We start from the raw sequence: 22,591 nt of genomic DNA on the forward strand, positions 1-22,591 counted from the left end.
ATCAGCATCGGCAGAGCGTCGGCGTGCGGCGAGCGGATGTGCGCGAACTGGATGTCCACCCCGTCGATCTCGGTGATGAACTGGGGCAGCGCGTTGAGCCTCGCCTCGACCTTGCGCCAGTCGTAGCGGGTACCCCAGTACTCGACCAGCGGGCGGACCTTCCCCAGCTGGGCGCCCTGGGAGCGGTCGCCGACGGTCTCCCGGTCCGGCCAGCGCGTCGCCCGCACCCGCCGCCGCAGCTCACTGATCTCCCGCTGCGGGACCTTGATGCGGAAGGGCCGGACCCCGGGGACCGACTGTGTGGGCCGTCGATAGGTGTCGGTCGTCGGTGCGGCAGCGGACGGTGACGATGTGTCAGCGACCGCCTCCACCTCGCCGGGTAGGCCGAGTTGGGTGGCGACGGCGACACCCGCGGCGAGACCCAGGAACCTGCGGCGGCCGGTACGGATGGGGCTGGTGTCTTCGGTCATGTCCATGGAGGACCCCTTGTCTCTTCGGTGATCGGATGACGGCTCGCGTCGCGGCCGGAAGGAGGCGGGCCGGCCGGGCGCGGGCCCGGGCGCACCGCCCGGCGGCGCCAACGCACGACGCTCAACAGCGCGGAAACGACGAGGAGGTGGAGTTCGAGTGCCGTACCCACGGCCTCCCTGCCGGGACAGGGAGGCCGACGGGTCGCATCCTGGGCGGGCGAAACGAGTTCACGAGCCCTCTCAGGGCTCGTGCCTGCCCGCCGAAGGCGCCCTAGAGAAGGCTCGGCATCTCGGCCCCAAGGCGATTCACACGTGTGAGTGGCATACGTTCATCGAAATACTCCGGTCCGCGGTTAGCAACCGGAATCCCCGCTTCCCGTCGATGGTCGCCGCGCACGAGATCATGGTCCAGGTCATGTCGCGGAAGGCCGGGTCGTCCAGGCAGCCCATGCCGCGTTCGACCTCCTCCTCGGTCATCAGGCCGTGGGTCACCAGAGCCGTCTTGGCCTGCCGGAAGTTGGCCCGCCAGAACCTGTCCTCGACTCCGCCGTCGCCGACGGTCGCGACGCGGACGGTCACCCGGACGTCCGTCAGTCCCGCTGCTGCCATGGCCACCGGGATACGGCCGGCCCAGATACTGTCCGTACCCACGCTTCGCGCGAGGAGTTCCTCGCAGTTGCGCAGGAGCGCCGCCCATTCGGATCGGCCGGACAGCACAGGGCCGAGGTAGGTGGGGTCCTCCACCACGAGCCAGCCCCGGCCCGGGGTCAGCCACGAAGCCATCCGCCGCACGAGCCCGCCGGGGTCCGGCAGGTGGGTGAGCACCGCGCGGGCGTGGACGAGGTCCCGGTCGGCGGGTGTCAGGTCGTCGCGGGTGACGTCGTGGCGGCTGATCGTCACCTGCGAAGGCCATTCCTGCGCGTCGAGGAGGCGGGTGTCGGTGTCGGTGGCCGTGATACGGCCGGCCGGGAACCGCTGTGCCAGGCGGCGCACGATCCGGCCGTTTCCGGCACCGATGACCGCGCACGACGCGTTGCCGGAAAGCGGGAGGCCGCTGATGACCTCCCATGTCGTCGGGTCGCACGTGGCCTCCAGCAGCGCCAGCCGTTCCCGTTCTCCCCGCTGGTCCTGCCCGAGGACTCCGTCGGCGTATTCGGAGCGGTTCATGACGTTTCCTGCGTCTCTTCATGGGTGACCTCGCAGGGCGCACGTCCTCACGTCGGACCGCACGCGGTGTCGTTCCCCCGGGCGGTCGGGCGGTCCCGGTACCGGCCCCGGCGCCGGTACCGGACGTCCGGCTCCGGCCTGGGGGCCCAGGCGTCGCCCCGGGCGCACAGTCCGCAGGTGCCCCGCACGGCCCGCAGTCGTCGTGAACGGGCGACGAACCGTTCCCGTCCGCAGGAAGCCCCGCACCGCCGGAGGCGGCCCGTACCGGCGGCGTACCGGCCGGAGGGGCGGTGCCGTGCGAACCGCGGGTGGCCCGTCATCCCGCGATCCTCCCCAGCCCGGCGCCCGGCGGGATGTTCCGCAACTCCCGCCGCGAGGTGATGGACAGCTTGGTGAACACCTTGCCCAGGTGCCACTCCACCGTCCGCGGACTGAGGAACAGCTGCGCGGCGATCTCCGGGTTGGAGAGACCGTCCTGTACCAGCAGCACGATCTGCTTCTCCTGCGGTGTCAGCGCACCGCGCCACGAGGCATCGGCCCCGTGTCTGCGGATGGTCTCGCCCGTGGCGAGCAGTTCGCGGCGGGTCCGCTCGGCGAACGCCTCCATACCGGTCGACACGAACATGCCGTGCGCCGTACGCAGCTGCTTACGGGCCTCGATCCGCTGACGCTCGCGGCGCAGCCACTCGCCGTAGAGCAGGTGGGCCCGCGCGAGTTCGGGACGCAGCCCGGTCCGGCCCAGCCGGTCGATCGCCTCGCGGTACAGCCGGTCCGCCGACGCCTCCTCGCTCAGCAGCGCCCGGCTACGGGCCAGGACCCCGCGGGCCCAGTCGGTGTCGTACGGTTTCGTCGCCCGCGCCAGGCGTTCGACGGCATCCCGCGCGGCCCGCTCGTCACCGCTGCGCACCGCGGCCTCGACGAGTTCGGGCAAGACCCACATCGACACCCAGACTTCGCCCGTCCCGCTCGCGGCCCGAGCCGCCGGCAGGGCACGTTCATAGCGGGCGAGTCCGTTGTAGAGAACCGCGGCAGCCCAGTGGGCGACCGTGCCGCGCATGGACGGGGTTCCCGCGTCGTCCTCCAGCGCGGCCGCGATGAGCGGTTCGGCCTCGGGCTCGCGGCCGCGCAGGGCACCGAGCCGCAGTCCGACGTGCGGCGGGGCCGGCCGTCCGGTCGTCGCGGCGACGCGGGCCAGCTCGTGGCCGATCGCCTCGGCAGCGGCGAAGTCACCGGTCCACGTGGCGGCCAGACCCGACCAGAACAGGCACAGCGGGAGTTCGGTCAGGGCACCTGCGGCGCGCACCGCCTCGGCCGTCCGGCCGGACACGGCGGTCATGGCCCGGTCGTCCCAGACCGCGGCGGCGACGCCGCCGGCCACCCAGCTCCACACCGGAACGTCGTGTGCCGGCAGCTCGGCGAGGGCGGCCGCCGCCCGCCGCAGTACCGGCGCGGCGGCCGCATGACCGTCGATGACGAGCAGCGCGCACCCCTCCGTCACGAGGTCGAGGGGCGATGAGGTCCGCGTCGTGGGCGGCAGCGCCCGCATCGCGCGGGAGGCGGCCATGAGGCCGTCGGAGTCCGCCGCCACCAGTGCCGAGGTGCCCCATGCGAGCAGGCACGCCTGGCGCGCGAGATCCTCGTCCCACGGCTCCAGCCGCCGGGCGGACGCCAGCAGCGACGATGCGTGGTTCCCCTCGCGGCCGGCCGCCGGATCCAGCCGGCTCCGCAGGAGCTGCGTCCGCGCGCGCTGGAGGTCGTCCCGCGCGTCGCGGTCCGCGATGCCGGCGCAGGTGCGGGCCGTGTCGAGATCGCCCGCTCGCAGGGAGGATTCCGCCGCGGCGATGGCCCGGTCCACGCGCCGTGAGGGGTCGGCGGTCAGCTCCACCGACCGCCGCAGGAACGCCGCCGCGCAGGCCAGCCCGCCACGTGTCCGCGCGCGGCGGGCAGAGCGGACGAGGCCGGCCGCGACGGACTCGTCGGGCCGGGCCGCCGCCGCGGCGAAGTGCCAGGCACGACGGTCCGGATCGACCAGCGGGTCGGCGACCTCCGCCAGCGCAAGGTGTGCCGTCTGCCGGTCGTGCTCCGTCGCCGAGCGGTACACGGCGGGGCGGATGAGCGGGTCGCGGAAGGTCACCCTGACGCCGAACGACACAAGCTCGTCCAGACCGGGGGTGAGGGCTGCCACGGGCGTCACGCCGACCCGGCCGGCGGCCCGCCACACCAGGGCCGGGTCGCCGACCGGCTCGGCGGCGGCGATCAGCACCAGCAGCCGCGCCTCCTCGGGCAGGTCCTCGATCCGGCACAGGACACGCCGTCCGATCCGGTCCGCGGGCACGGCGGCGTGCAGCAGACCGAGCCCTCCGGCCAACTCGGTGGCGGTCAGTCCGCGGGGCAGGTCCAGCAGGGTGCGGGGGTTACCCCTGGCCTCGCCGACGATCCGGTCGCGGATGTGCGAGTCGAGCCGGGAATGGGTGACCGAGTCCAGCAGGGCGCGGGCATCGGCGTCGGGGATCCCGTGGATCTCCAGCTCCGGCAGGCCGAGCAGTTCCTGGGCCGGCTTGCGCACTCCGAAGACGAGGCCGGTCGACTCCGGCGGCAGACGACGGGCGACGAGACCGAGGACCTGCGCCGAGGCCCGGTCCATCCAGTGCCCGTCGTCGACCACGCAGAGCAGCGGGCATTCCCGCGCCGCGGGCGTCAGCAGACCGAGTACGGCCAGTGCGACCGGGAGGCGTTCCGGCACGCCGCCGTCTCGCATACCGAACGCCCGCTCGAGCGCGGCCTGTTGCGGTGCGGGAAGTCCGCCCAGACGGTCCAGCAGCGGCACGCACAACTGGTGCAGCGTGGCGAAGGCGAGTTCGGACTCGGACTCGATGCCGATCGCGCGCAACACCCGCAGACCGGTGGCCGACTGCGCCGCACGGCCGAGAAGCGCCGACTTCCCGACGCCGGTTTCACCGTGCACGACGAGTGCGTGGCTCCGTCCCCCGCGCACGGCACCGATCATCCCGTCGAGAACAGCACATTCGTCGCGCCGGCCGAGTAGGTCGTCCTTCCGGCCGGGAGCCGTCTCACCCAGGGTATGCGTCACCGTCGTCCGCTCCCCCCGGCGATCGGCACCCGGTCCGCTCCCGTCACGAGGGCTTGTCGCGAGACGCCGGGATGCGTCGCGCTGTCGAGGATACGACTGTCGATCATGTGAAGTCCTTCGTTCCCGACGTGCCGCCCCGCGTGTGCCGGGGCGCCGAGGTGAACAGGGGCCTGTCCGCCGCCGCTGTGCGTCCCCGGCTGCGGGCCTGACCGCTCAAGGCGGCGACTCCACGGACGTGACGCGTTCGACGGCTGCTCGGAGAACCTGCGCGGGCCCATCCTCTCCACGTGTACGGCACGACATCATCCGTCACTTGGCGGTGAAAGCGGGGCGCTCGAACCCGTCCGGTCGACCCTCCGGGTTAAGTAAGTCGCGCGCCCCCGGGGACACGGACCGTATCCGCTCGCTGCCCCTCCCCGCTCCGGTGCCGAAGGCCCGCCTCGCCCGGGCGGCCCGGGAAGGCGGCGGTCGGCCCCGGAGCACGCGCCATGCCGGACGATCCGGGCGGCGGCCCGCCGAACAACGCTTGCGGCGCGACGAGAGGCGACGTGGAACATCCGGACGGCGGGGTGGTTGTCGCCAGGGCATCAGGCGCCGCGGCCCCGGCATCCCGCTTCGTCGAGGACGCACGCCGCCGCATCCGACGCCGGTCCGCCCGCCGCCGTCGCGCCGCCAGATCCGTCGCCCCGTCTCCACGTGAGGCGTCTGGACGCACCATAAGTCAGACGACGGATGTAAGGCGTACGCCCACGGCGCACTCTCACTTGGACAGCACCGTGCAACCGTTCGGGAGGCAGGCTCATGCCCAGACCGCGCAGCCACACACTCAGGCTCAGCCCCGTAGGCGAACTGTGGGACTGGCAGCGCTTCGCCGCTTGTCGCGGTATGGACAGCTCGATCTTCTACGCCCCGCCGGGTGAGCGCGGTCAACGTCGGCGGGCGCGGGAGGCGCGGGCACGCCGTATATGCGAGAGCTGCCCCGTCCGGCAGGATTGTGCGCGCATGGCGCTGGAGACGCAGGACCGCTACGGCGTGTGGGGCGGTCTGTCCGAAGGCGATCGCAACCATTGACAACGGGACCGGCCCTTTCCCCTGTCCCGCCCGTCGTTCCACACCCGCGGACGGCGTATCGGGCGACGGACCGTTCAGCGGCGGTTGACCACCCCAGCGGACGGGATCGCCGTCGCCGGCGCGATCCCGGGCGTGGCGGTGCGCAGGGGTCGTGGTAGGAGCCAAAAAGCTCGTCGCCGGCCGTCGCGACCGCTCGGACCGGCTCGCCGCGACCTCACTGGCCCAGGCGGCCGGGCCCACACGGCAGCGGCCCACGCCTTCGGTCCCGGGCAGGCGCGACAGCCGGTCGAAGGCGCCCTCACCGCCGGCCCGCCACTCACCCAGGCAGCCGACACCTGTGAAGAACTCGGCGACCCGCCTGGAGCGAACGCGCACGTATGCCGGGTGGTGCGCCCTCTGACGACAGTGAGGTCAGCGAAGCCCGTCCCACTCCGCCGCCCGTCGGCCCTCCTGATCCCGCCCCGTCCCACCGAAGCGGCCGGGACCGCCACCGCCCCCGCCGGAACTCCTTCCACCGGAGAACACATGCCGACCGAGAACACCCACACTTACGACGTCATCGTGATCGGCGCCGGCCCGGCCGGCGAGAACGTCGCGGGCGGTACCGCCGCCGCGGGTCTGAGCACCCTCATCGTGGAGAACGAACTGATCGGGGGCGAGTGCTCGTTCTGGGCCTGCGAACCCAGCAAGGCACTGCTGCGTCCCGTGCTGGCTCGCGCCGACGCCGAGCACCTTCCCGGCCTGGCCCCGGCCGTCGGCGGCCGGCTGGACACCGAGGCCGTACTGGCGCACCGGGACCGCATCACCAACAACTGGACGGACGACGATCAGGTTGAATGGCTCAAGTCGGCCGGGGTCGATCTGCGGCGCGGCCATGGGCGTCTGGACGGCCCCCGCAAGGTGGTCGTGACGACGCCGGACGGTGAAACCGTCCGGCTGCGGGCGCGGCACGCCGTCGCGGTGTGCACCGGCACCCGTGCGGCCCTCCCCGACCTGCCCGGGATCGACGCCCTGCGCCCCTGGACCAACCGGGAGGCAACCAGCGCCGAGCGACCGCCCCGGCGTCTGGCCGTCGTCGGCGGCGGGGTGGTCGGCGCGGAGATGGCGACCGCCTGGCAGGCGCTGGGCAGCGAGGTCACCCTGCTCGTCAGGGGTGCGGGACTGCTGCCTCACATGGAGGCCTTCGCGGGCGAACTCGTCGCCGACGGCCTCCGTGCGGGCGGAGCCGACCTGCGTTTCCACACCACGGTCTCGGCCGCCGAGCGGGCCGCTGACGGCACGGTCCGCATCACCCTGTCGGACGGCGGCGAACTCGTCGCCGACGAGATCCTCTTCGCCATCGGGCGGACTCCGCATTCCGTACACATCGGGCTGGAAACCGTCGGGCTCACGCCCGGCGACTGGCTCACCACCGACGACACCCTGACGGTCACCTCCGTCCCGGGGAACTGGCTCTATGCCGCGGGCGACATCAACCATCGGGCGCTGCTGACCCATCAGGGCAAGTACCAGGCCCGGATCGCCGGGGCGGTGATCGCGGCCAGGGCCCGCGAGGCCGCGCTCGACACCGGACGGTGGGCCCCGCACAGCAGTACGGCCGACACCGAAGCCGTCCCGCAGGTCGTGTTCACGGATCCCGAGATCGCCGCCGTCGGCCTGACCACGCGCGAGGCGGAGCGCACCGGCCGTGCGGTCGACGTCGTCGACTACGAGATCGGCTCTCTCGCCGGCGCCGTGCAGTACCGCCCCGACTACCGGGGGACGGCCCGCATCCTGATCGACCGTGACCGGGGAACCGTCGTCGGAGCCACCTTCGCCGGACCGGGCGTCGCCGAACTCCTGCACTCGGCCACTATCGCCGTCACCGGCGAGGTGCCCGTCGACCGTCTGTGGCATGCTGTGCCCGCCTTCCCCACCATCAGCGAGGTGTGGCTGCGCCTGTTGGAGACGTACCGAGGCTGACGCCCCCCGCGGAATGCCGCACGGGCCACGCGTGAGCCGTTCCCGGAAGGACGGGGGTGCCTGAGACCCGTCCTTGCCGGGATGCCGAGCGGCGTGTCTCACCGTTTCGGAAACGGTGAGGCAGGTCTCCATGGCGTCACACACGGCCGCCTGGACGACGGGGCGGCGACCGGAGCACGGCTGCGGCCGACATCAGTCGGCGGTGGCCGGCAGGTTCCCGGGCTCCTGGCCTTCCTGCTCCACCCGGGCGTACCTCACGGACCGCCGCTGCCTGTGGCGCCGGGCGCGGGCCTTGATCGTTGCCGCGCCTGCTGATTGGCTGGCCGGTGTGAGTGAACTCGGACCCGTCGCCTGGCCGCCTGCCCCGATCCGGACCGAGCGGCTCGTGCTCCGTGAGCCCGAGGCCCGGGACCGAGCGGCGTTCATCGAGCTGTACGCCTCGCCCGAGGTGCACACCTACCTCGGCGGCCCCCGGCCGCGTGACGAGCTCGAACGCGAGATGCCCGGCGTACCCGGGCGGCGGGCCGGAAGTTTCGTCGTCTCGAGCTGGACGGGGCGATGATCGGCCAGATCGTGCGCAGGAGAGCACCGCAGCACGGTCGCCCGGCCGCTGCGGGGAAGGTGGATCTCGGCTACCTGTTCCTGCCGCATGCGTGGGGGTCCGGGTATGCCACCGAGGCCTGTGCGGCGGCACTCGCCTGGTTCGACGGCATCCTTCCCGGCGAGCCGGTAGTGCTCCACACCCAGACCGCCAACGACGGCTCGGTGCGCCTCGCGGCGAAGCTGGGGTTCACCGAGGTGGAGCGGTTCCACGCCTGGGACGCCGAACAGTGGCTGGGCTTGCGGCCCCCACTCACTCCGCCCGCAGCCGGGTCGTAGCTCGTGCCCGCGGGTATGCAGCAGGCGGTGGACCCGATCAGGCACGCATCGACGTCGCGTCCAGGACGCGGTCTCGGTCGTAGCGGTCGATGCCGGTGGCCAGAAGGCGACGGGCGTGACCGACCAGGGGGCCGGACTCACCGGTCACGGGTGGTCAGTCGTATCGACAGGTCCCAGAGCTTGCGGGCACTGTCGGGGTCGATGGCGTGGGCGGCGACACCGCGGCGCACCCCGGGGGTGTGCGGCGCGGCTTCCTGGCAGTCCTCGAAGTACCGGCCGGTGACGCCGTCGACCAAGGGAGACGCCGCCAGCAGGACCGAGGTCGCGGCGCCCTGGGCGATGTTCTTCTCGGAAACGCCGGAGGTGCCCGACGGATCGAAGGAGGCGGGCGGTGCGTCCATGTGGCAGCCGAGGCCCGTCTCCCAAACGCACCCGAGGTTGTGCGTTGACGGCGATTCCATCGGCGGCCCCCCGCTGCGCGGCCTCCACGGCGAAGAGGATGTTAGCCGTCTTGGACTGGGCGTACGCCAGCCACGGGTCGTACGGCTCCTTGGTGAAGTCGGGGTCGTCGAAGCGGACGGGGCCGTTGACATGCCCGACCGAGCTGACGACGACCACCCGGGCGTCGCGCGCCGCCGCGAGTGCGTCGTGAAGGCCCGTGGTCAGGGCGAAGTGGCCCAGGTGGTTGGTCGCGAACTGCAACTCCCGGCCGGCAGGGGTGCGCAGCTCGGGGGTGGCGGAACGCGCGGGACCGTCGGCTCCCGCGCCCCGCTTGCCGACGCGCTCGAAGTGAGTGAACCTGCTGGGAGAGCCCGCGGGCACAACGCGCCCGCACACGGTCGTGTGCGGACCGTCCAGACCCCATCAAACGGCACCAGGTGGTGACAGGGCTCGACTCCCGCGGGCCGGCGGCTCGTCACCCGCCGGCGGATCCGTTCCCGGGGCCCGGCGCACCGGGTACGGCAGGCGCGGCATCGCGGGAGGTATCACCATGTGCTTCGTCCACTCCGGAACCATGCCGGACGGCAGCCTGCGGCACCAGGCATCCGCCGGGCCGGGCGCGGACGCGCTGTCCCGCCTGGCCGCCGGTGAGGAGGGCATCGGCGGCATGGACGTCGCCGGCTCCGGCACTCCTGACGTGACGGCGGGGCCAGGCGGGCAGACGGTCGTGGACGGGTACGGCAGGGTGCTGCACAACCGCTGGAACAGGGACCTGCCGCCGGTGGCCACCGTACGGCCCGGCGAAGTGGTCCAGTTGCTGTGCCGGGACGCGCTGGACATCGGTGAGGCGGCACGGACGATGACGCCCGACGGGACCCTCACCATCGACCTGGGTCTGGTGCATCCGCTGACGGGGCCGGTGGAGATCGTGGGCGCCGAGCCCGGCGACATCCTCGAGGTGGAGATCCTGGACGTCGGCCCCCTGGTGGACTTCGGCTACGTTGCCATCAGCCCCGCCCTCGGCCTGTTCGGTTCCCTTCGTCCGGAGGCGCTGGCTCCGTTCGCCTCCTGGAGCGAGGCCTCGCAGGTGAGCGACCCCACCCCGGGCCCGGCAGCCGGGGCCATACCCGAGGACCAGGCCTACAACAGCGGGGCCCCCTTCCTGCAGACCTTCGCGTTCGAGCGGGGCCAGAGCGACGGCCTCGCCTCGTTCACCGGCGTCGACACGGGCAAGACGGCCCACATCCCCGTCGCCCCGTTCATGGGCATCCTCGGAGTGGCCCCGCTGCACAGGGGCATGTACCGCACCTTCCCGCCGGACGTCAGCGGGGCGATGGGCGGGAACACCGACATCCGACAGCTCGTCAAAGGAGCCCGGGTCCAATTCCCCGTGTACGTGCCGGGAGCCATGTTCTCCGCCGGGGACGGGCACATGGCGCAGGGCGACGGGGAGGTGACGGGGACGGCCGTCGAAACGCTCATGGCCGTCACGCTGCGCTTCGGCCTGGTGAAGAACACCGTGATCGCCTCCTCGCGGGCCATCGTTCCCGCGGCGGACCCCACTCAACTGACCATGCCCGCGGAGATGCTGCGGCGGGGGTACTACCAGACCGTGGGCACGGGACCGGATCTGATGGAGAACGCCAAGACTGCCGTCCGGGAGATGATCGACTGGCTGGTGAACGACCAGCAGGTGAGCCTGCACGAGGCGTACGCCCTGTGCAGTGTGGCCGGTGACCTGAAGATCAACGAGACGGTCGACCTGCCCAAGTGGCTCGTGTCGATGACCCTGCCCCGCGGCATCTTCGGCTGACTGCCGCTCCCTGCCTTCTGTGCGGTCCCCGAATTCCTGCCTCATCGCGTCGAGGGGGGAGAGCCGGAGGTTCGGCAGGACCGATGAGACACGTGTCTCGCTCGAGACCCCGGCGACAACGCGACTTGACGGTGTGTCACCACCTTCCCGACCGGTCCGCCGCCCTGGTACCGGGACGTCGGTTCCCCCGGCACCCGGCCACGCGGGCGGAGGGCACACCGGGGGGAACGCCGACACGGACCCTCGGACCGGGCCCGGGCGGCCAGGCCGTACTCGGACCGGCTGTGGGCGGTTCGCTCAGCCGAAGTCCGGCGGGCTGGTGCGCGTGCGCTTGATCTCGTAGAAGCCCGGCGTGGAGGCGACGGCGAGCACGCCGTCCCACAGCCTGGCCGCCTCCTCGCCCTTCGGTGCCGGGTTCACCACGGGGCCGAAGAAGGCGATGGGGTCGCCGCCCGCGTCCTGGCCGGGGACGGCGATGACCGGGCTGCCGACGTCCTGGCCTACCAGGGCCATCCCCCGGTGGTGGGAGGCCCGCAGGTCCTCGTCGAAGCGGTCGGTGTCGCCGGCGTCGGCGAGATCCACGGGCAGGCCGGCCTCCCGCAGGGCGTCTTCCAGCGTGGCCCGGTTCTTGGGCTGCTGCCGCAGGTGGTAGCGCTCCCCGAGGGCCGTGTACAGCGGCTCCAGGGTCTCGGGGCCGTGCAGCTGGGCGGCGGCGGTCAGAACCCGCACCGGCGCCCACGCCTCGCCCATCAGCACCCGGATGCGCTCGGGCAGCTCGTCCAGCCTGTTCTCGTTGAGCACCGCCAGGCTCATGACGTGCCAGGACACCTCCACGGACCGGCTCCTGGCGACCTCCAGCATCCAGCGCGAGGTGAGCCACGTCCACGGGCAGACGGGGTCGAACCAGAAGTCGACAGGCGTCGTTGACTCATGGGAGGTCGGTGTGCGCACGGGGAGACTCCTTTAATAGACCGGTCGCCTATTGTGCCACGGACGGACGTAGCGCGCGGTGGTCAGGACACCCGGGTCGCGCCGGCGTGCGAGCGCACCGCTGGAGCTGGAGACGAGGGCGGCGCGCCAGGCCACGGCGCCGTCCGCCGCGTCGATCGGCATGCGGGCCCGGCCCCGGCAGTCCTCGGCGTACTGATGGGCGCCCGCCGGACGGCCGACGCCCAGGTGGGTCATCGGCGCGCCCCCGTTGACGTGGCCGACGGCGCAGATCCAGCCGTCGGCCACAGCGGTCACCCGGCCGGCGTCGGCCGCGGTGAGCCAGGCGCCGGGCGTCAGCCCGGCGGCCTCCCGGCCGACGTCCGCCGTTCGCGGCGCGCGGCCGGTGGCGAACACGATCTCGTCCGCGTCAGCTCCGCCCCGTCGGCCAGGGTGATCCGTACCGGGCCATGCCCCCGCCCTCGCGGCGTACAGGGGCGACCTCGGTAGCCGGTCGTATGTCGACGCCGGCCTCGCGGAGCCCTCTCACCACCAGTTCACCGGCAAACGGCTCCATATTCCTCGGCGGGTCTCGCCGGACGAGACCACCGCGGCGCCGTGCCGTGCGGCCGGCGGCTGAACCCGTGATGCGTGTGGTCGTGAAGGGCGGTCGCCTACGCGGCGAAAGGCTCTGCGGGGCTTCAGCCGAACGATCGTCCCCGCAGGCGGTAAGTGAGGCCCGGGGACACTGTCCCCTTCGCTACCACGCCCCCTTCAACCACACCGGCCCGCCGGTCATTCCCCGGCCGCCCGGCGACTCATGGACCGCACCGGGGCAGTGCACAGGCCCCTGGCCTACGCGCTGCGAGGCCTTCGGCCGGCTGGCCGCCCCCGCACGAGGCGACCACCCTGGATACGCCCGGCTCATGGGCCGGCGTCAGCTACCGCCGCGTGAGGTCAGTAGCGGTGTCCGTCGCGGTGGTCACCGCCGTGCCGCCGGTCGTCGCCACGGTGGTCGCGGTGGTGGCCCCAGGAGACCTCGTCGACGAACCGGTCGCGGTCGTTGCGCAGGGTCGCGGTGTCGGAGAGGTTGTCCCACACATACGCCCGCCGGTCCCGGTACAGGTGTGACCGGTTTCCTGCGGCTCTCCGCCTGGCGTCGCACGTCGGCCTGGATGTGTTGTCGGGGAAGCCCCGCGCTTGCGGTTGCGATGGGACGTACGTTCCGCGCGATGTGAACCAAGCAGGCGTGACCGGTTTGCTTGACGCATCAATCATGTTTAAAGTTTCTGCTGGCAAACACCCACCTCCACTATCTGCGCAACACACATGTGCGCCACAGGGGGTGGACGTTGTCCTGCCTGGCTGATGTGCGCCAGCGCCCCGACATTGCGTGGGATTACGCGGCGATCGCGACGTGTCTCTCGTACGAACGATGAGTGGAGTAGAAGTGTTCAACAAGGCGAAGACGATCCGGCGTGCGGCGCCGGTCCTCGCTGCTGCCGCTGCTGTTCTCGGAGTGGCGAGCCCTGCCCTCGCCGACCTTCCCGGTGCCGGTACCGGATGGCAGCCGGTGACGTACTCGGGCGGGCAGATAAGGAGCAGCAGCACCGAGGGGGAGGCGCGGGACAACCTCAGCAACGTCCTGCACGCCTGGCGCGGCTCGGACAACGACAACATCTGGATCTCGCTGAACAACGGGCCTGCCTACCCGTTGCCGGCGACGGCCGGGTCCACCGATCACGCGCAGACGTATGCCGCCCCGACGGTGATCTGGACCAACGACGGGGGCCGAGGTAACTTCCGGATCTTCCACACCGGCAAGGACGGCCACATCTACCAGCACCGCATCCAGCTGACCACCAGCTACCAGCTGCCCGGGACACTGCCCAACGCCACGCAGGTCCCCAACGACGCCCGCACCAACACCAACCAGCCCGTGGCGGCCGCGGCGCTCCCCGGCAACTCGTACATGCTTGCCTGGAACAGCCAGACCACCGACGACGTCTGGACGATGTACTACGACGCCGCGACCACGACGTTCAACGCTCCGCAGGCGGTTCCCAATGCCCGCAGCCAGGACGCGCCGTCACTCGCCGCCCAGGTGAACGACGGCAATGACCCGGCTCCGTGGAACCAGGTCGTCCTCGCCTTCGAGGGCACCGACTTCAACGTGTACATGGCGCGGCAGCAGTACGGCTCCTCCACCTGGACCAACCCGAAGAAGGTCGGGCCGTACACGACCAGTACCCCCTCTGTCGCCCTCACCGACAACGGCTACGGGGTCATCACCTTCCGGGACTACGACGGGACGATCGGCAACTACGAGATCAATCGGCACGGCGACGTCCTGGGCAACTTCAAGGACTCCGGCTACGGCTGGACCAACGTCGCCCCGCTCGCCCAGAGCAGCGGACCCCTCGTCTACGACATCATCACCGGCTCCGGCGGCGGCACCACCGGAGTGGTGTGGAAGCAGGCCGCCGACTTCCGCGGTCTGCCCACGCCCCCGGCACCCTAGTGGTCACACCGGTCGTGGTGACCCCACACCGGTTGCCGCCGGCGGCGGGAAGCACCATGACCTCGACTGCCGCGTGAACATCCCGGTCCTGACACCGACGCCGGGCGTCGGTGTCAGGACCGGTCGCGCTTCGGCGTACGGCACGAACCGCCGACAGCAACGCGATCGCGCAGAACCGCAGTTCGGGCAGCGGTGCCGAGTGACGGGACACGTCGCGCACCGGAGTGACTCGACATCGCCATCAACATCACACATTGACGCAGAAATGAGCTCGTGTGAGACATTTCAGACCCACGGCAGCGCTGTTGTCCGGCCTGCTGCTGTCCATCTCCTTGCCGGCGTTCGCCTCCGGCCCGTCGACGACCGCCTCGGCGACGGCCGCAACGGTGACAGCCGGCCCTGACGCTGACGGACCGGATCTCTCCAGCGCCAACCGAACCACCTCGGCCCCCGGCCTGCCGGACTGGTCGCGCGTGGGCTACCGGGGCGGCGCGTCGCTGCCCGGCAACGGGGAGGTGACCGACGACGCGTCCTGCCGCATCTCTCCGGAACAACTGTCGTCCCAGTACGGAGTGAGAGCGGACGACGGGGCCGACGACACCACCGGGCTGCAGAAGGCGATCGACGACATCAAGAGCCAGTGCTCGCCGTCCGCCAGCTACGATCAGCTCTCGCTGATCTCCCTGCCGTCCGGGCGCATCGATCTGACCCGCCAGGTCTACGTCGACGCCAGCTTCCTGATCGTGCGCGGGCAGGGCTCCGGCGACGGCGGAACGAAGCTGGTGTTCCGGCCGGATCTCAACACCCGTTACGACACGGTGGTCAACGGGCGCTGGGACCAGGACAGCATGAAGGCCGGTACCGGCAGCGACGAAGGAACCGGCGGCTGGATGTGGCCGGGGCGCGGCATGTTCCGGGTGCAGACCCGGGACGTCGCCGACCGGTACAAGGATGACTGGGCGGCGGCGCCGGCCAACCGCAAGGACATCTTCGAAGGCTCGGTCAACCAGCACTGGGCCTCCGGCGTCAAGGTGGCGGCCACGGCCGACGACCCGGGGTACGCCGCTCGGCGGGGAAGCAGGACCGTTCAGCTGGTGGCGACCGCTTCTATGTCGAAGTTCACACCCGGCGGATACGTCTGGGTGGGCGCGGCCAACAGCATCAAGTTCTACGAGCAGCAGGGCGTCACCGACCAGGCCGTGATGGACGACCTCCACATGCGCCAGCAGATGTTCAAGGTCACCGGGGTCGACGCCGACGCGAAGACGGTCACGCTGGACCGCCCGCTGGAGTGGGACCTGCCGGTCGACTCCACCTCGGACGGCTCGGCGGCGCTGGGTGACAAGCCCTACGCCAGCAAGGTCACCCCGCTGCGCATCGTCGAGGGGGTGGGCTTCGAGAACTTCGCCTTCACCCAGGACATGAACGGCCTGCCCAAGCTGGGCGGCGGCACCTACCAGCTGACCGCCGACCAGGCCGTCCACAACTACGGCAACATGGCCCCCGAGTACGCCATGCACGGCATCGTGTACAAGTGGGCCGCCAACAGCTGGGCACGCGGGCTGAAGGCGACCATGACGGGTTCGCACCCGATCGTCACGGAGGACGCCCTCAACCTGCAGATCGAACGCAACAGCTTCGACGGCGCCTGGAACAAGGGCAAGGGCGGCAACGGATACCTGCGCGGCAGCCGCGTGTGGAACTCGCTGTGGGCCTACAACCTCAGCCGCAACCTGCGGCACTTCACCTTCCAGTGGTCCGCCAGCGGCAACGTCGCCTTCCGCAACGACCTCGACTCCGACCTGAACCTGCACGGCGGGTGGGAACACAACAACCTGTTCGAACAGAACACCGTCAGGGTCCCGTACGAGCACCGCTCGGCCAACTGCCAGACGAACTGCGGCGGTGAGGGCGGCGAAATCGACCAGGGCACCTGGTACCCCATCTGGTGGGCGGCCGGCCCCAAGGCGGTCAAGTGGTCCGGCTCGTCGGGACCGCAGAACGTCTTCTACAACAACACCCTGATCAAGCAGACCAGTCCCGGCGGACCGTTCGAACCGTACGCGCCGTACGGCACGCAGTCCGGGACCGCCTTCGAGTTCGGTTCGAAGAGCAACGCACCCACCCAGTTCGAGCCGCTGGAGACGGACGGGCAGGCGATCCCGGACTGGACCGGCCGGGAGACCCTGGACTACGTGGGGCACGGCGTCGTGCCCCTCGCCGTGGGCAAGCGACCGTCCCTGTTCCTGACCAAGACCGGTGGCGACCTCGACCCCCGTACGGGTACCGACCGCGCCATAGTCAACTGGAACATGCAAGGCGCACTGTCGGACGGAGGGCGACACAATAAGTACGATGATCTGCGCTACATGATGGAGGATGCGGCACCTCGGGGGGCTCACATCGTCCTCATCCAGGAGGCCGGAACCCCGCCGACAGGATCACGTCTCGAATTCCTCGAAGACCACGCGCAGAACGTCTGGCGACACCCGGACGGCACGTATCCGCCGGTCCGGGAGTACCGGCTCCTCGGAACCCGCAGCCGGACGGTGGGATACATCTACTGGCTGCACACGAACAGCGGAACGACCAATGACGGCCGGGTCAACCTCGCCATAGCCAGCAGAACACCGGTCGCCCCCCGGGACATACACGTCGTCGAGCCGGCGGACTACGACCCGGTACTGGGGCAAGGCTACTCCCGGCCCGCCCTCGGGATCAGCGTGGGCGGCGTAGGATACTTCACCATCCACGCGCGAGCGGACAACCAGGGCCAGGACGCTCCCGAACTGCTGGAGAACATCCGACACCACATGGAGCACCTGGGGGCCGGCGGCGATGAGTCGCAGCCCTGGATAGCCGCCGGCGACTACAACCGGGATCCGGGCGATCTCGCCACCGCCCTCCCCGCGGGCGTCTACAACACCGCTTCCACCGCGGCCGCGACACATCCCACAGCGGGCAGGACGGGCACACCCCATGTCCTCGATTACGCGGTCACTCCCGCGAACAACGGTGTCGACGTCTTCGGATCATCACTGCTTGACGACTACATCGACTCAGACCACTACCCCGTATGGCACTACCTCACCAATCTGCCGGACGATTCCCCGGCGCCGTCGAGTGCGCCACCACTTCCCCAGAACAACGTCGTCGTGATGAGCGCCCACACCGTCAACGTCGCGGGATTCGCCAGCGCCGGCAGCAACGTCATCGGTGACGTGAAGTTCGACTACAAGAACCCGGGATCGAACTTGCTGTTCGACCTGAAGAAGTCCTCCGAACACCCCGGCTATCTCAACCTGCTCTCCAAGGACCCGAAGTTCTACAACTACTACCTGGGGCAAGAAGGCGGCCAGCGGGACGGCAAGATAGTGCTTTGGAAGAGCCCCGCACTGGATCAGCTGTGGAAGCCCCACTACCAGGGAGACGGAACCTGGAGCCTGGAGAACTACGCGACCAAGCAGTACCTCTCGGCCGATCTCAAGGGTGGCGCGCTCTTCGCCCACGATGCGGACGACCAGGCGCCGAGCCAGCGCTGGTTCCTGCAGGACGTCGAGGATTTGAGCGGCCGCAGGGAGGTCCATCTCAAGTCGAAGGACGGCCTGCCCTGGATCCTCAACGCCTGGAACGACGCGATCAACGAGTTCCCCGTGGTTCTGGACGAGGACGACGACGCGCCCGAGGAGAGGTTCACCACGATCCCCGCGGGACGGACCGGTTCGGACGAGTGCTTCTACCTGGCCAACGACGGACGGTACGTGGCGTCGACCAACGACACGGGAGTACCCGTCGACGGCAACCAGGTCACGATGAGCGAGTTCGTGCCCCACGCCGACGGCTTCCTGTGGTGCCTGCGGCCCGCCCAGTACGGAGTGCTGCTGGCCAACCACACGGGTCCGGCGGAACGGGACGAGCCCATCTACCTCACCGGGGGCGCGTTGCACGGCCGGGTGACCGTCAGGAACCGCGCGGACTACGCGGCTGACGTGTGGGACTTCACTCCGGTCACCGAGTGATCCCCACCGCGTCACCGAGTACCTGACGCGGCCCGGTGGACTCCGTGCCCGGCCGGACAAAGGCCGGGCACGGAGTCACCCTCGACCCCGCGGGACCGCCGCGCGTCGATTCCTGCCCGGCCTGGAGGCGGCCCGTGCGTGGGCCGTCTCCTGCGGTCGAGGTGATCAGCAGGGGAAAGTGCCGCTGAACAGGGCGTGTCCCATCAGGCACGATCGCATCGTACGCGTTGACCTTCATTCTGTTGCCCACGGTCGCATCCCGCGGTTACCCGCCGGTCTCCTGGAACCATTCGCGCAGGCGTTCCAGGAGTTTCTCCGGTTGCTCTTCGGCCATCCAGTGACCCGAATCTTCGACCGCTCGTACGGTGACGTTCTCGGCGACCTCCGAGAGCATCTGCTCGGCTATGGGGAGGAAGAAGCTGGCAGTACCTCCCAGCCCCAGCACGGGCATGGTGAGTTTTCCCCTCTCTGCCAGGATGCGCTGGTTGTCTTCCGCGTCCTTCTCGAAGGCCCTGAAAAGCTCGATGCCCGCCCGCATCGCTCCGGGCTGCGTGTAGTCGGCGACGTAGCGCTCCGCGTCCGCGATCGAGATGGCATCGGGATTCGCGCTCAGCCTGACGTAGAACGAGCGAAGGTACGGGAACTCGTGGCCCTCGATAAGCATCTCGGCAGCGTTGTCCGCTGCGCCGTGCATGTGGAAGTGCCAGATTCTGTTCTCGCTGTACTTGCTCGTCGCCACGGCGCGTTCGTATCCGGCGGTGCCTGGGATCGGTGCCTCCGAGACCATGAGGCGCGCGACCTCGTCGGGCCATAGGCATGCATACGCGTAGCCCACCAGCATCCCGAGGTCGTGGCTGACGATCGTAATCGGACTCTGCACGCCGAGGTGTTGCAACAACGCCCTGATATCGCCCGCCATGGTCTGCTTGTCGTAGCCACCCGCAGGCTTCGACGAGCCGCCGGCCCCTCGGACGTCCGGTGCCACTACGAACCAGCCGTCAGAACGTAGCGGCTCTATGATGTGACGCCACTCCCACCAGGTCTGCGGCCAGCCGTGGATCAACACGATGGTCCGATCGTCCCCACCCTGGCCCGGTGAGGTACCAGCGGTCACGTAATGGATTCGGACACCCTCGTGCTCGAACATATTGTGGTGAAAATCAGGCATGTTACTTCCCTCGGTGAAGTTACGTCTCCGCCGCCACTACGGCCCCGTTCACACCACTCGTCGGTCAAGGCGACCTGGACGGGACTCCCCCTCTTTCGACTCAGGGTCAATGGCTCGATCACCGCCCGTGCCTCCGGCTCGGCTACTTCGCGGCGGCCTGTACGTGCTTGCGGATGTGCTGCGCCCAGGTCTCGGGGGAGTCGACGGGGCTGAAGTGCCCGGTGTTCTGCATGAAATGGAGGTCGTAGTCGCTGTAGTAGTCGTCGAGCGTGTCGCTCCATTCCGTGGGGAAGAGCGCGTCGCTGTCAGGCCACAGGATGGTGAGGTTCTTTGAGAACCTGTCCTCCGGCGCGGGCTTTGTCTCGTTGGCGTAGAAGGTGATGGGGTTGCCCTCGGGGTAGCGGAACCACATCGCGCCGGCGACGAATTCGCCCGGCTTCGAGTGATTCTCAGTGAGGTGGTCGAGGAGTACGTCGACCGCGGGGGAGCCGGGGGGCGACCAGCTCTCCAGGTTCTCCCGCAAAGCGGCACGCACGGCTTCAGGCTTCCCGTCGATCAAGTCCTCGACCAGCCTGGTCTTGTACAGAATGGCGTGCAGGAAGGCGTTGACAGCCTTCTCCTCCAGGATCCGCCGCCCGACCCCCAGCGTCGGCGGAGCGATGACGAGAGAGTGCGCCAGGTCCGGGCGCTTCATTGCGATGGTCTGAACGGTGAAGCTTCCCACGTCGTAGCCGCACAGCACGGCGTTGCTGATGCCCAAGTCGTCGATGAGTGCGATGATGGCGTCGACCTGGCCGGTGAGCGAGTAGGCGTTGCCGACATTCTCCAAGTGCTTGTCGGACTTGCCGTACCCGTGCAGGTCGGGGGTCAGGACGTCGACGTCGTCGCCGAGAAGCGGAACCACGCGCGAGAACTCCATGTGGTCGCCCGGGTTGCCGTGGACGAGGACGACGGGCGTGCCGCTGCCGGAGCGTTCGTAGTAGTTCCGGAAACCCTGTATGGGCTGGGAGAAAGGCATGCGGATCGCCTCCAGGAGTGAGCGTAAGGATGCTTCGAGGCTTTGAGATCTGGGTGATGGAGTCTCGGCGGTCCCAAGTCCTGCTTCTCGCTGTGAATCGGCGGTGACAGCGCGCGAATTAGGGTCCGGGTCAGCTGGGGGCCGTCGGCAGCGGGCGATGAAGCCGACGCTCGGCGCGATGCTGTGCGGCTGAAGGCGTCGGGACCATCGCCTCTGAACGCCGTTCTTCGAGCCAGGGACCGCATAGCTGAGATTGTGCGGGCACTCGGCTCAGCGCGGGATCTCTTCGTAGTGGTGCTCGTCGTAGGCCGACTTCAAGTAGCCATTCACCGTGTCGTTGAAGTGGATCCAGTGCGGCGTCTTGCCATGCGCGGTCAGATGCTCCTGCGAGTCCCAGTGCTCGATCAGGGCATAGCTGTACGGATCGTGGTCGTTGCGCCACAGCTGGTACAGGTGGCATCCGTCTTCCTTGTTGGACTCCACCACCATGTTGTTCAGCAGTTTCAGGAACTCTGCCTCATGCTGCTGAGCCACGTCGAAGAAGACATTCAAAATGATCATCTCGACCTCCTGTCGAGGGGCGTCACACGACATCCTCCGTCGTACTGCCTCGTCGCGCATCTGGGGGTATCTCTGCCTCTACGTGGAAACCCGGGGGACGACACCTGGAGCAAGCACGTCAGGCGATTACGTAGCAGGTGAAGCGACGACTGGGAGTTCGGCGGGAAGGACCGTGCTCTCACCAAACAGTGTGTCGCACCGCAGTCGGCGCTGGTGCAGCCGCGAGGCCCGGGAGGCAAGCACACCCCAAGCGTGGTAGTCATGCTATAGGGACGGAGGGTGGTCACCATGGAATTCAGGCGACTCGGCCGGTCGGGTCTGCGAGTTTCTACGCTGGCCATGGGCACCATGACCTTCGGCGGTAGCGACGTCTTCGGAAACGTCGGCCAAACCGACTTGGCGGGTGCCCGGCGCCAGATCGACATGTGCCTCGACGCCGGCGTCAACCTCGTCGACACCGCCAACATGTACTCGAGGGGCGCAGCCGAGGAGATTCTCGGTCAGGTGATCGCGGGGCGCCGCGACCAGGTGCTGATCTCCTCGAAAGTCCGTATGGCGATGGGTGACGGCCCCAACGACGAGGGACTGTCACGCCACCACATCCTCGACCAGATCGAGGCCAGCCTGCGCCGTCTCAATACCGACCACCTGGACATCTACCACATCCACGAGTGGGACGGGCTGACGCCCCTCGAGGAGACCATGGAAGCCCTCGACTCCCTGGTGCGTTCCGGCAAGGTCCGCTACCTGGGTGTCTCCAACTACTCGGGCTGGCAGCTGATGAAGGCGCTTGGCGTGGCCGACGCGCATGGCTATGAGCGCTTCGTCAGCAATCAGATCTACTACTCACTGGAAGCACGCGACGCCGAGTACGAGCTGGTGCCGCTCTCGCTGGACCAAGGACTGGGCATCATGGTGTGGAGCCCGCTCGCCGGAGGGCTGCTCTCGGGAAAGTATCGCCGCGGGCAGCAGGCCGGCGACGGCCGCCATCTCACCGAGTGGTCCGAACCACCCGTACGGGACGAGGACAAGCTCTACGACACCATCGAGACGGTCGTCGACATCGCCTCCGCCCACGGTGCCTCGCCCGCCCAGGTCTCCCTGGCCTATCTACTCGCCAAGCCCGGCGTGACCTCCGTGATCGTCGGCGCTCGCAAGGACGAGCAGCTGGCGGACAATCTAGGTGCCGTTGACGTGCACTTGAGCAGTGAGGACATCGACCGGCTCGACAAGGTCAGCGCACCCGACCTGATCTATCCGCACTGGCACCAGGCCAACCTGGCCTCCAGCCGCTTCAGCGAGGCGGACCTCGCCCTGCATCGCCCAGCCAGGTGACCCGTGTCTGCCGCAGCGAAGCCGCCTGACGCGCTGGGGCGCCAAGCAGCACGGTGGCCTGGTCTACTGCCGGAAGACTTCTACCCGCTGCAGCTCGACGTCCGAGTTGGGGCGGTCCTGCGTGGTGGGAACGTTGGCGATCGCGTGG

Annotated in this window: 15 protein-coding genes and 2 pseudogenes; 7 read left to right on the forward strand and 10 right to left on the reverse strand. The window is 69.7% G+C overall.

Annotation, left to right across the window (positions count from 1 at the left end):
- The 3 genes from AB0947_RS41280 to AB0947_RS41290 all read right to left on the reverse strand — a co-directional run.
- A partial coding sequence (locus tag AB0947_RS41280) for an epoxide hydrolase N-terminal domain-containing protein (RefSeq protein WP_366755516.1) occupies nt 1-476 on the reverse strand: 476 nt, incomplete at its 3' end.
- A gap of 300 nt (nt 477-776) precedes the next feature.
- Nucleotides 777-1,637, reverse strand: a complete 861-nt coding sequence (locus tag AB0947_RS41285; RefSeq protein ID WP_366755517.1) for a class I SAM-dependent methyltransferase — start codon at nt 1,635-1,637, stop codon at nt 777-779.
- A 316-nt stretch (nt 1,638-1,953) separates the two neighbouring features.
- Nucleotides 1,954-4,728 carry an AAA family ATPase gene (locus tag AB0947_RS41290; protein WP_366755518.1) on the reverse strand — a complete coding sequence of 925 codons (2,775 nt, stop codon included), beginning with the start codon at nt 4,726-4,728 and terminating at the stop codon, nt 1,954-1,956.
- Between the two features lie 801 nt (nt 4,729-5,529).
- Here AB0947_RS41290 and AB0947_RS41295 point away from each other — a divergent pair.
- The 3 genes and pseudogenes from AB0947_RS41295 (at nt 5,530) to AB0947_RS41305 (ending at nt 8,640) form a co-directional block, all read left to right on the forward strand.
- Nucleotides 5,530-5,799, forward strand: coding sequence for a WhiB family transcriptional regulator (locus tag AB0947_RS41295; protein ID WP_366755519.1), 270 nt, complete (start codon nt 5,530-5,532; stop codon nt 5,797-5,799).
- A 525-nt stretch (nt 5,800-6,324) separates the two neighbouring features.
- Nucleotides 6,325-7,761 carry an NAD(P)/FAD-dependent oxidoreductase gene (locus AB0947_RS41300; RefSeq protein ID WP_366755520.1) on the forward strand — a complete coding sequence of 479 codons (1,437 nt, stop codon included), beginning with the start codon at nt 6,325-6,327 and terminating at the stop codon, nt 7,759-7,761.
- A 328-nt stretch (nt 7,762-8,089) separates the two neighbouring features.
- A pseudogene (locus tag AB0947_RS41305) lies at nt 8,090-8,640 on the forward strand (GNAT family N-acetyltransferase).
- 137 nt (nt 8,641-8,777) lie between these two features.
- Here AB0947_RS41305 and AB0947_RS41310 read toward each other — a convergent pair.
- On the reverse strand, nt 8,778-9,041 hold the full coding sequence (locus AB0947_RS41310) for a hypothetical protein (RefSeq protein WP_366755522.1): 264 nt from the start codon (nt 9,039-9,041) through the stop codon (nt 8,778-8,780).
- A 590-nt stretch (nt 9,042-9,631) separates the two neighbouring features.
- On the opposite strand from AB0947_RS41310, the gene AB0947_RS41315 reads away from it, so the two are divergent.
- Nucleotides 9,632-10,894, forward strand: a complete 1,263-nt coding sequence (locus AB0947_RS41315; RefSeq protein ID WP_366755523.1) for an acetamidase/formamidase family protein — start codon at nt 9,632-9,634, stop codon at nt 10,892-10,894.
- 297 nt (nt 10,895-11,191) lie between these two features.
- Here the strand turns inward: AB0947_RS41315 and AB0947_RS41320 are convergent, their stop codons facing one another.
- The 3 genes and pseudogenes from AB0947_RS41320 to AB0947_RS41330 all read right to left on the reverse strand — a co-directional run.
- The gene (locus AB0947_RS41320) at nt 11,192-11,845 is read right to left on the reverse strand and encodes a DsbA family protein (RefSeq protein WP_366755524.1); all 654 of its coding nucleotides are present in this window, start codon (nt 11,843-11,845) and stop codon (nt 11,192-11,194) included.
- Nucleotides 11,846-11,857: 12 nt separating this feature from the next.
- Nucleotides 11,858-12,238 (reverse strand): hypothetical protein, encoded by a 381-nt coding sequence (locus AB0947_RS41325; protein ID WP_366755525.1) that lies wholly within the window; start codon nt 12,236-12,238, stop codon nt 11,858-11,860.
- Nucleotides 12,239-12,778: 540 nt separating this feature from the next.
- Nucleotides 12,779-12,955, reverse strand: a pseudogene (locus AB0947_RS41330) (lamin tail domain-containing protein); the annotation flags it as partial.
- Nucleotides 12,956-13,256: 301 nt separating this feature from the next.
- On the opposite strand from AB0947_RS41330, the gene AB0947_RS41335 reads away from it, so the two are divergent.
- Entirely contained in the window at nt 13,257-14,342 is a 1,086-nt protein-coding gene (locus AB0947_RS41335) for a hypothetical protein (RefSeq protein ID WP_366755526.1), read from the forward strand.
- Between the two features lie 275 nt (nt 14,343-14,617).
- Nucleotides 14,618-18,361, forward strand: a complete 3,744-nt coding sequence (locus AB0947_RS41340) for an endonuclease/exonuclease/phosphatase family protein (RefSeq protein ID WP_366755528.1) — start codon at nt 14,618-14,620, stop codon at nt 18,359-18,361.
- Between the two features lie 265 nt (nt 18,362-18,626).
- Here AB0947_RS41340 and AB0947_RS41345 read toward each other — a convergent pair whose 3' ends face one another.
- From AB0947_RS41345 to AB0947_RS41355, 3 genes are all read right to left on the reverse strand, one after another.
- Nucleotides 18,627-19,508 (reverse strand): alpha/beta hydrolase, encoded by an 882-nt coding sequence (locus AB0947_RS41345; protein ID WP_366755529.1) that lies wholly within the window; start codon nt 19,506-19,508, stop codon nt 18,627-18,629.
- A 163-nt stretch (nt 19,509-19,671) separates the two neighbouring features.
- A complete protein-coding gene (locus AB0947_RS41350; protein WP_366755530.1) occupies nt 19,672-20,547 on the reverse strand; it encodes an alpha/beta hydrolase in 876 nt (291 codons plus the stop codon).
- 270 nt (nt 20,548-20,817) lie between these two features.
- Nucleotides 20,818-21,108: a putative quinol monooxygenase gene (locus AB0947_RS41355; protein WP_366755531.1), complete on the reverse strand. Its 291-nt coding sequence runs from the start codon at nt 21,106-21,108 to the stop codon at nt 20,818-20,820.
- A gap of 339 nt (nt 21,109-21,447) precedes the next feature.
- Between AB0947_RS41355 and AB0947_RS41360 the strand changes: the two genes are divergently transcribed.
- Nucleotides 21,448-22,443 carry an aldo/keto reductase gene (locus AB0947_RS41360; RefSeq protein WP_366755532.1) on the forward strand — a complete coding sequence of 332 codons (996 nt, stop codon included), beginning with the start codon at nt 21,448-21,450 and terminating at the stop codon, nt 22,441-22,443.
- Nucleotides 22,444-22,591 lie beyond the last annotated feature (148 nt).

The sequence above is a fragment of the Streptomyces sp. NPDC047841 genome, from assembly GCF_040704085.1.
Classification (GTDB): domain Bacteria; phylum Actinomycetota; class Actinomycetes; order Streptomycetales; family Streptomycetaceae; genus Streptomyces; species Streptomyces argyrophylli.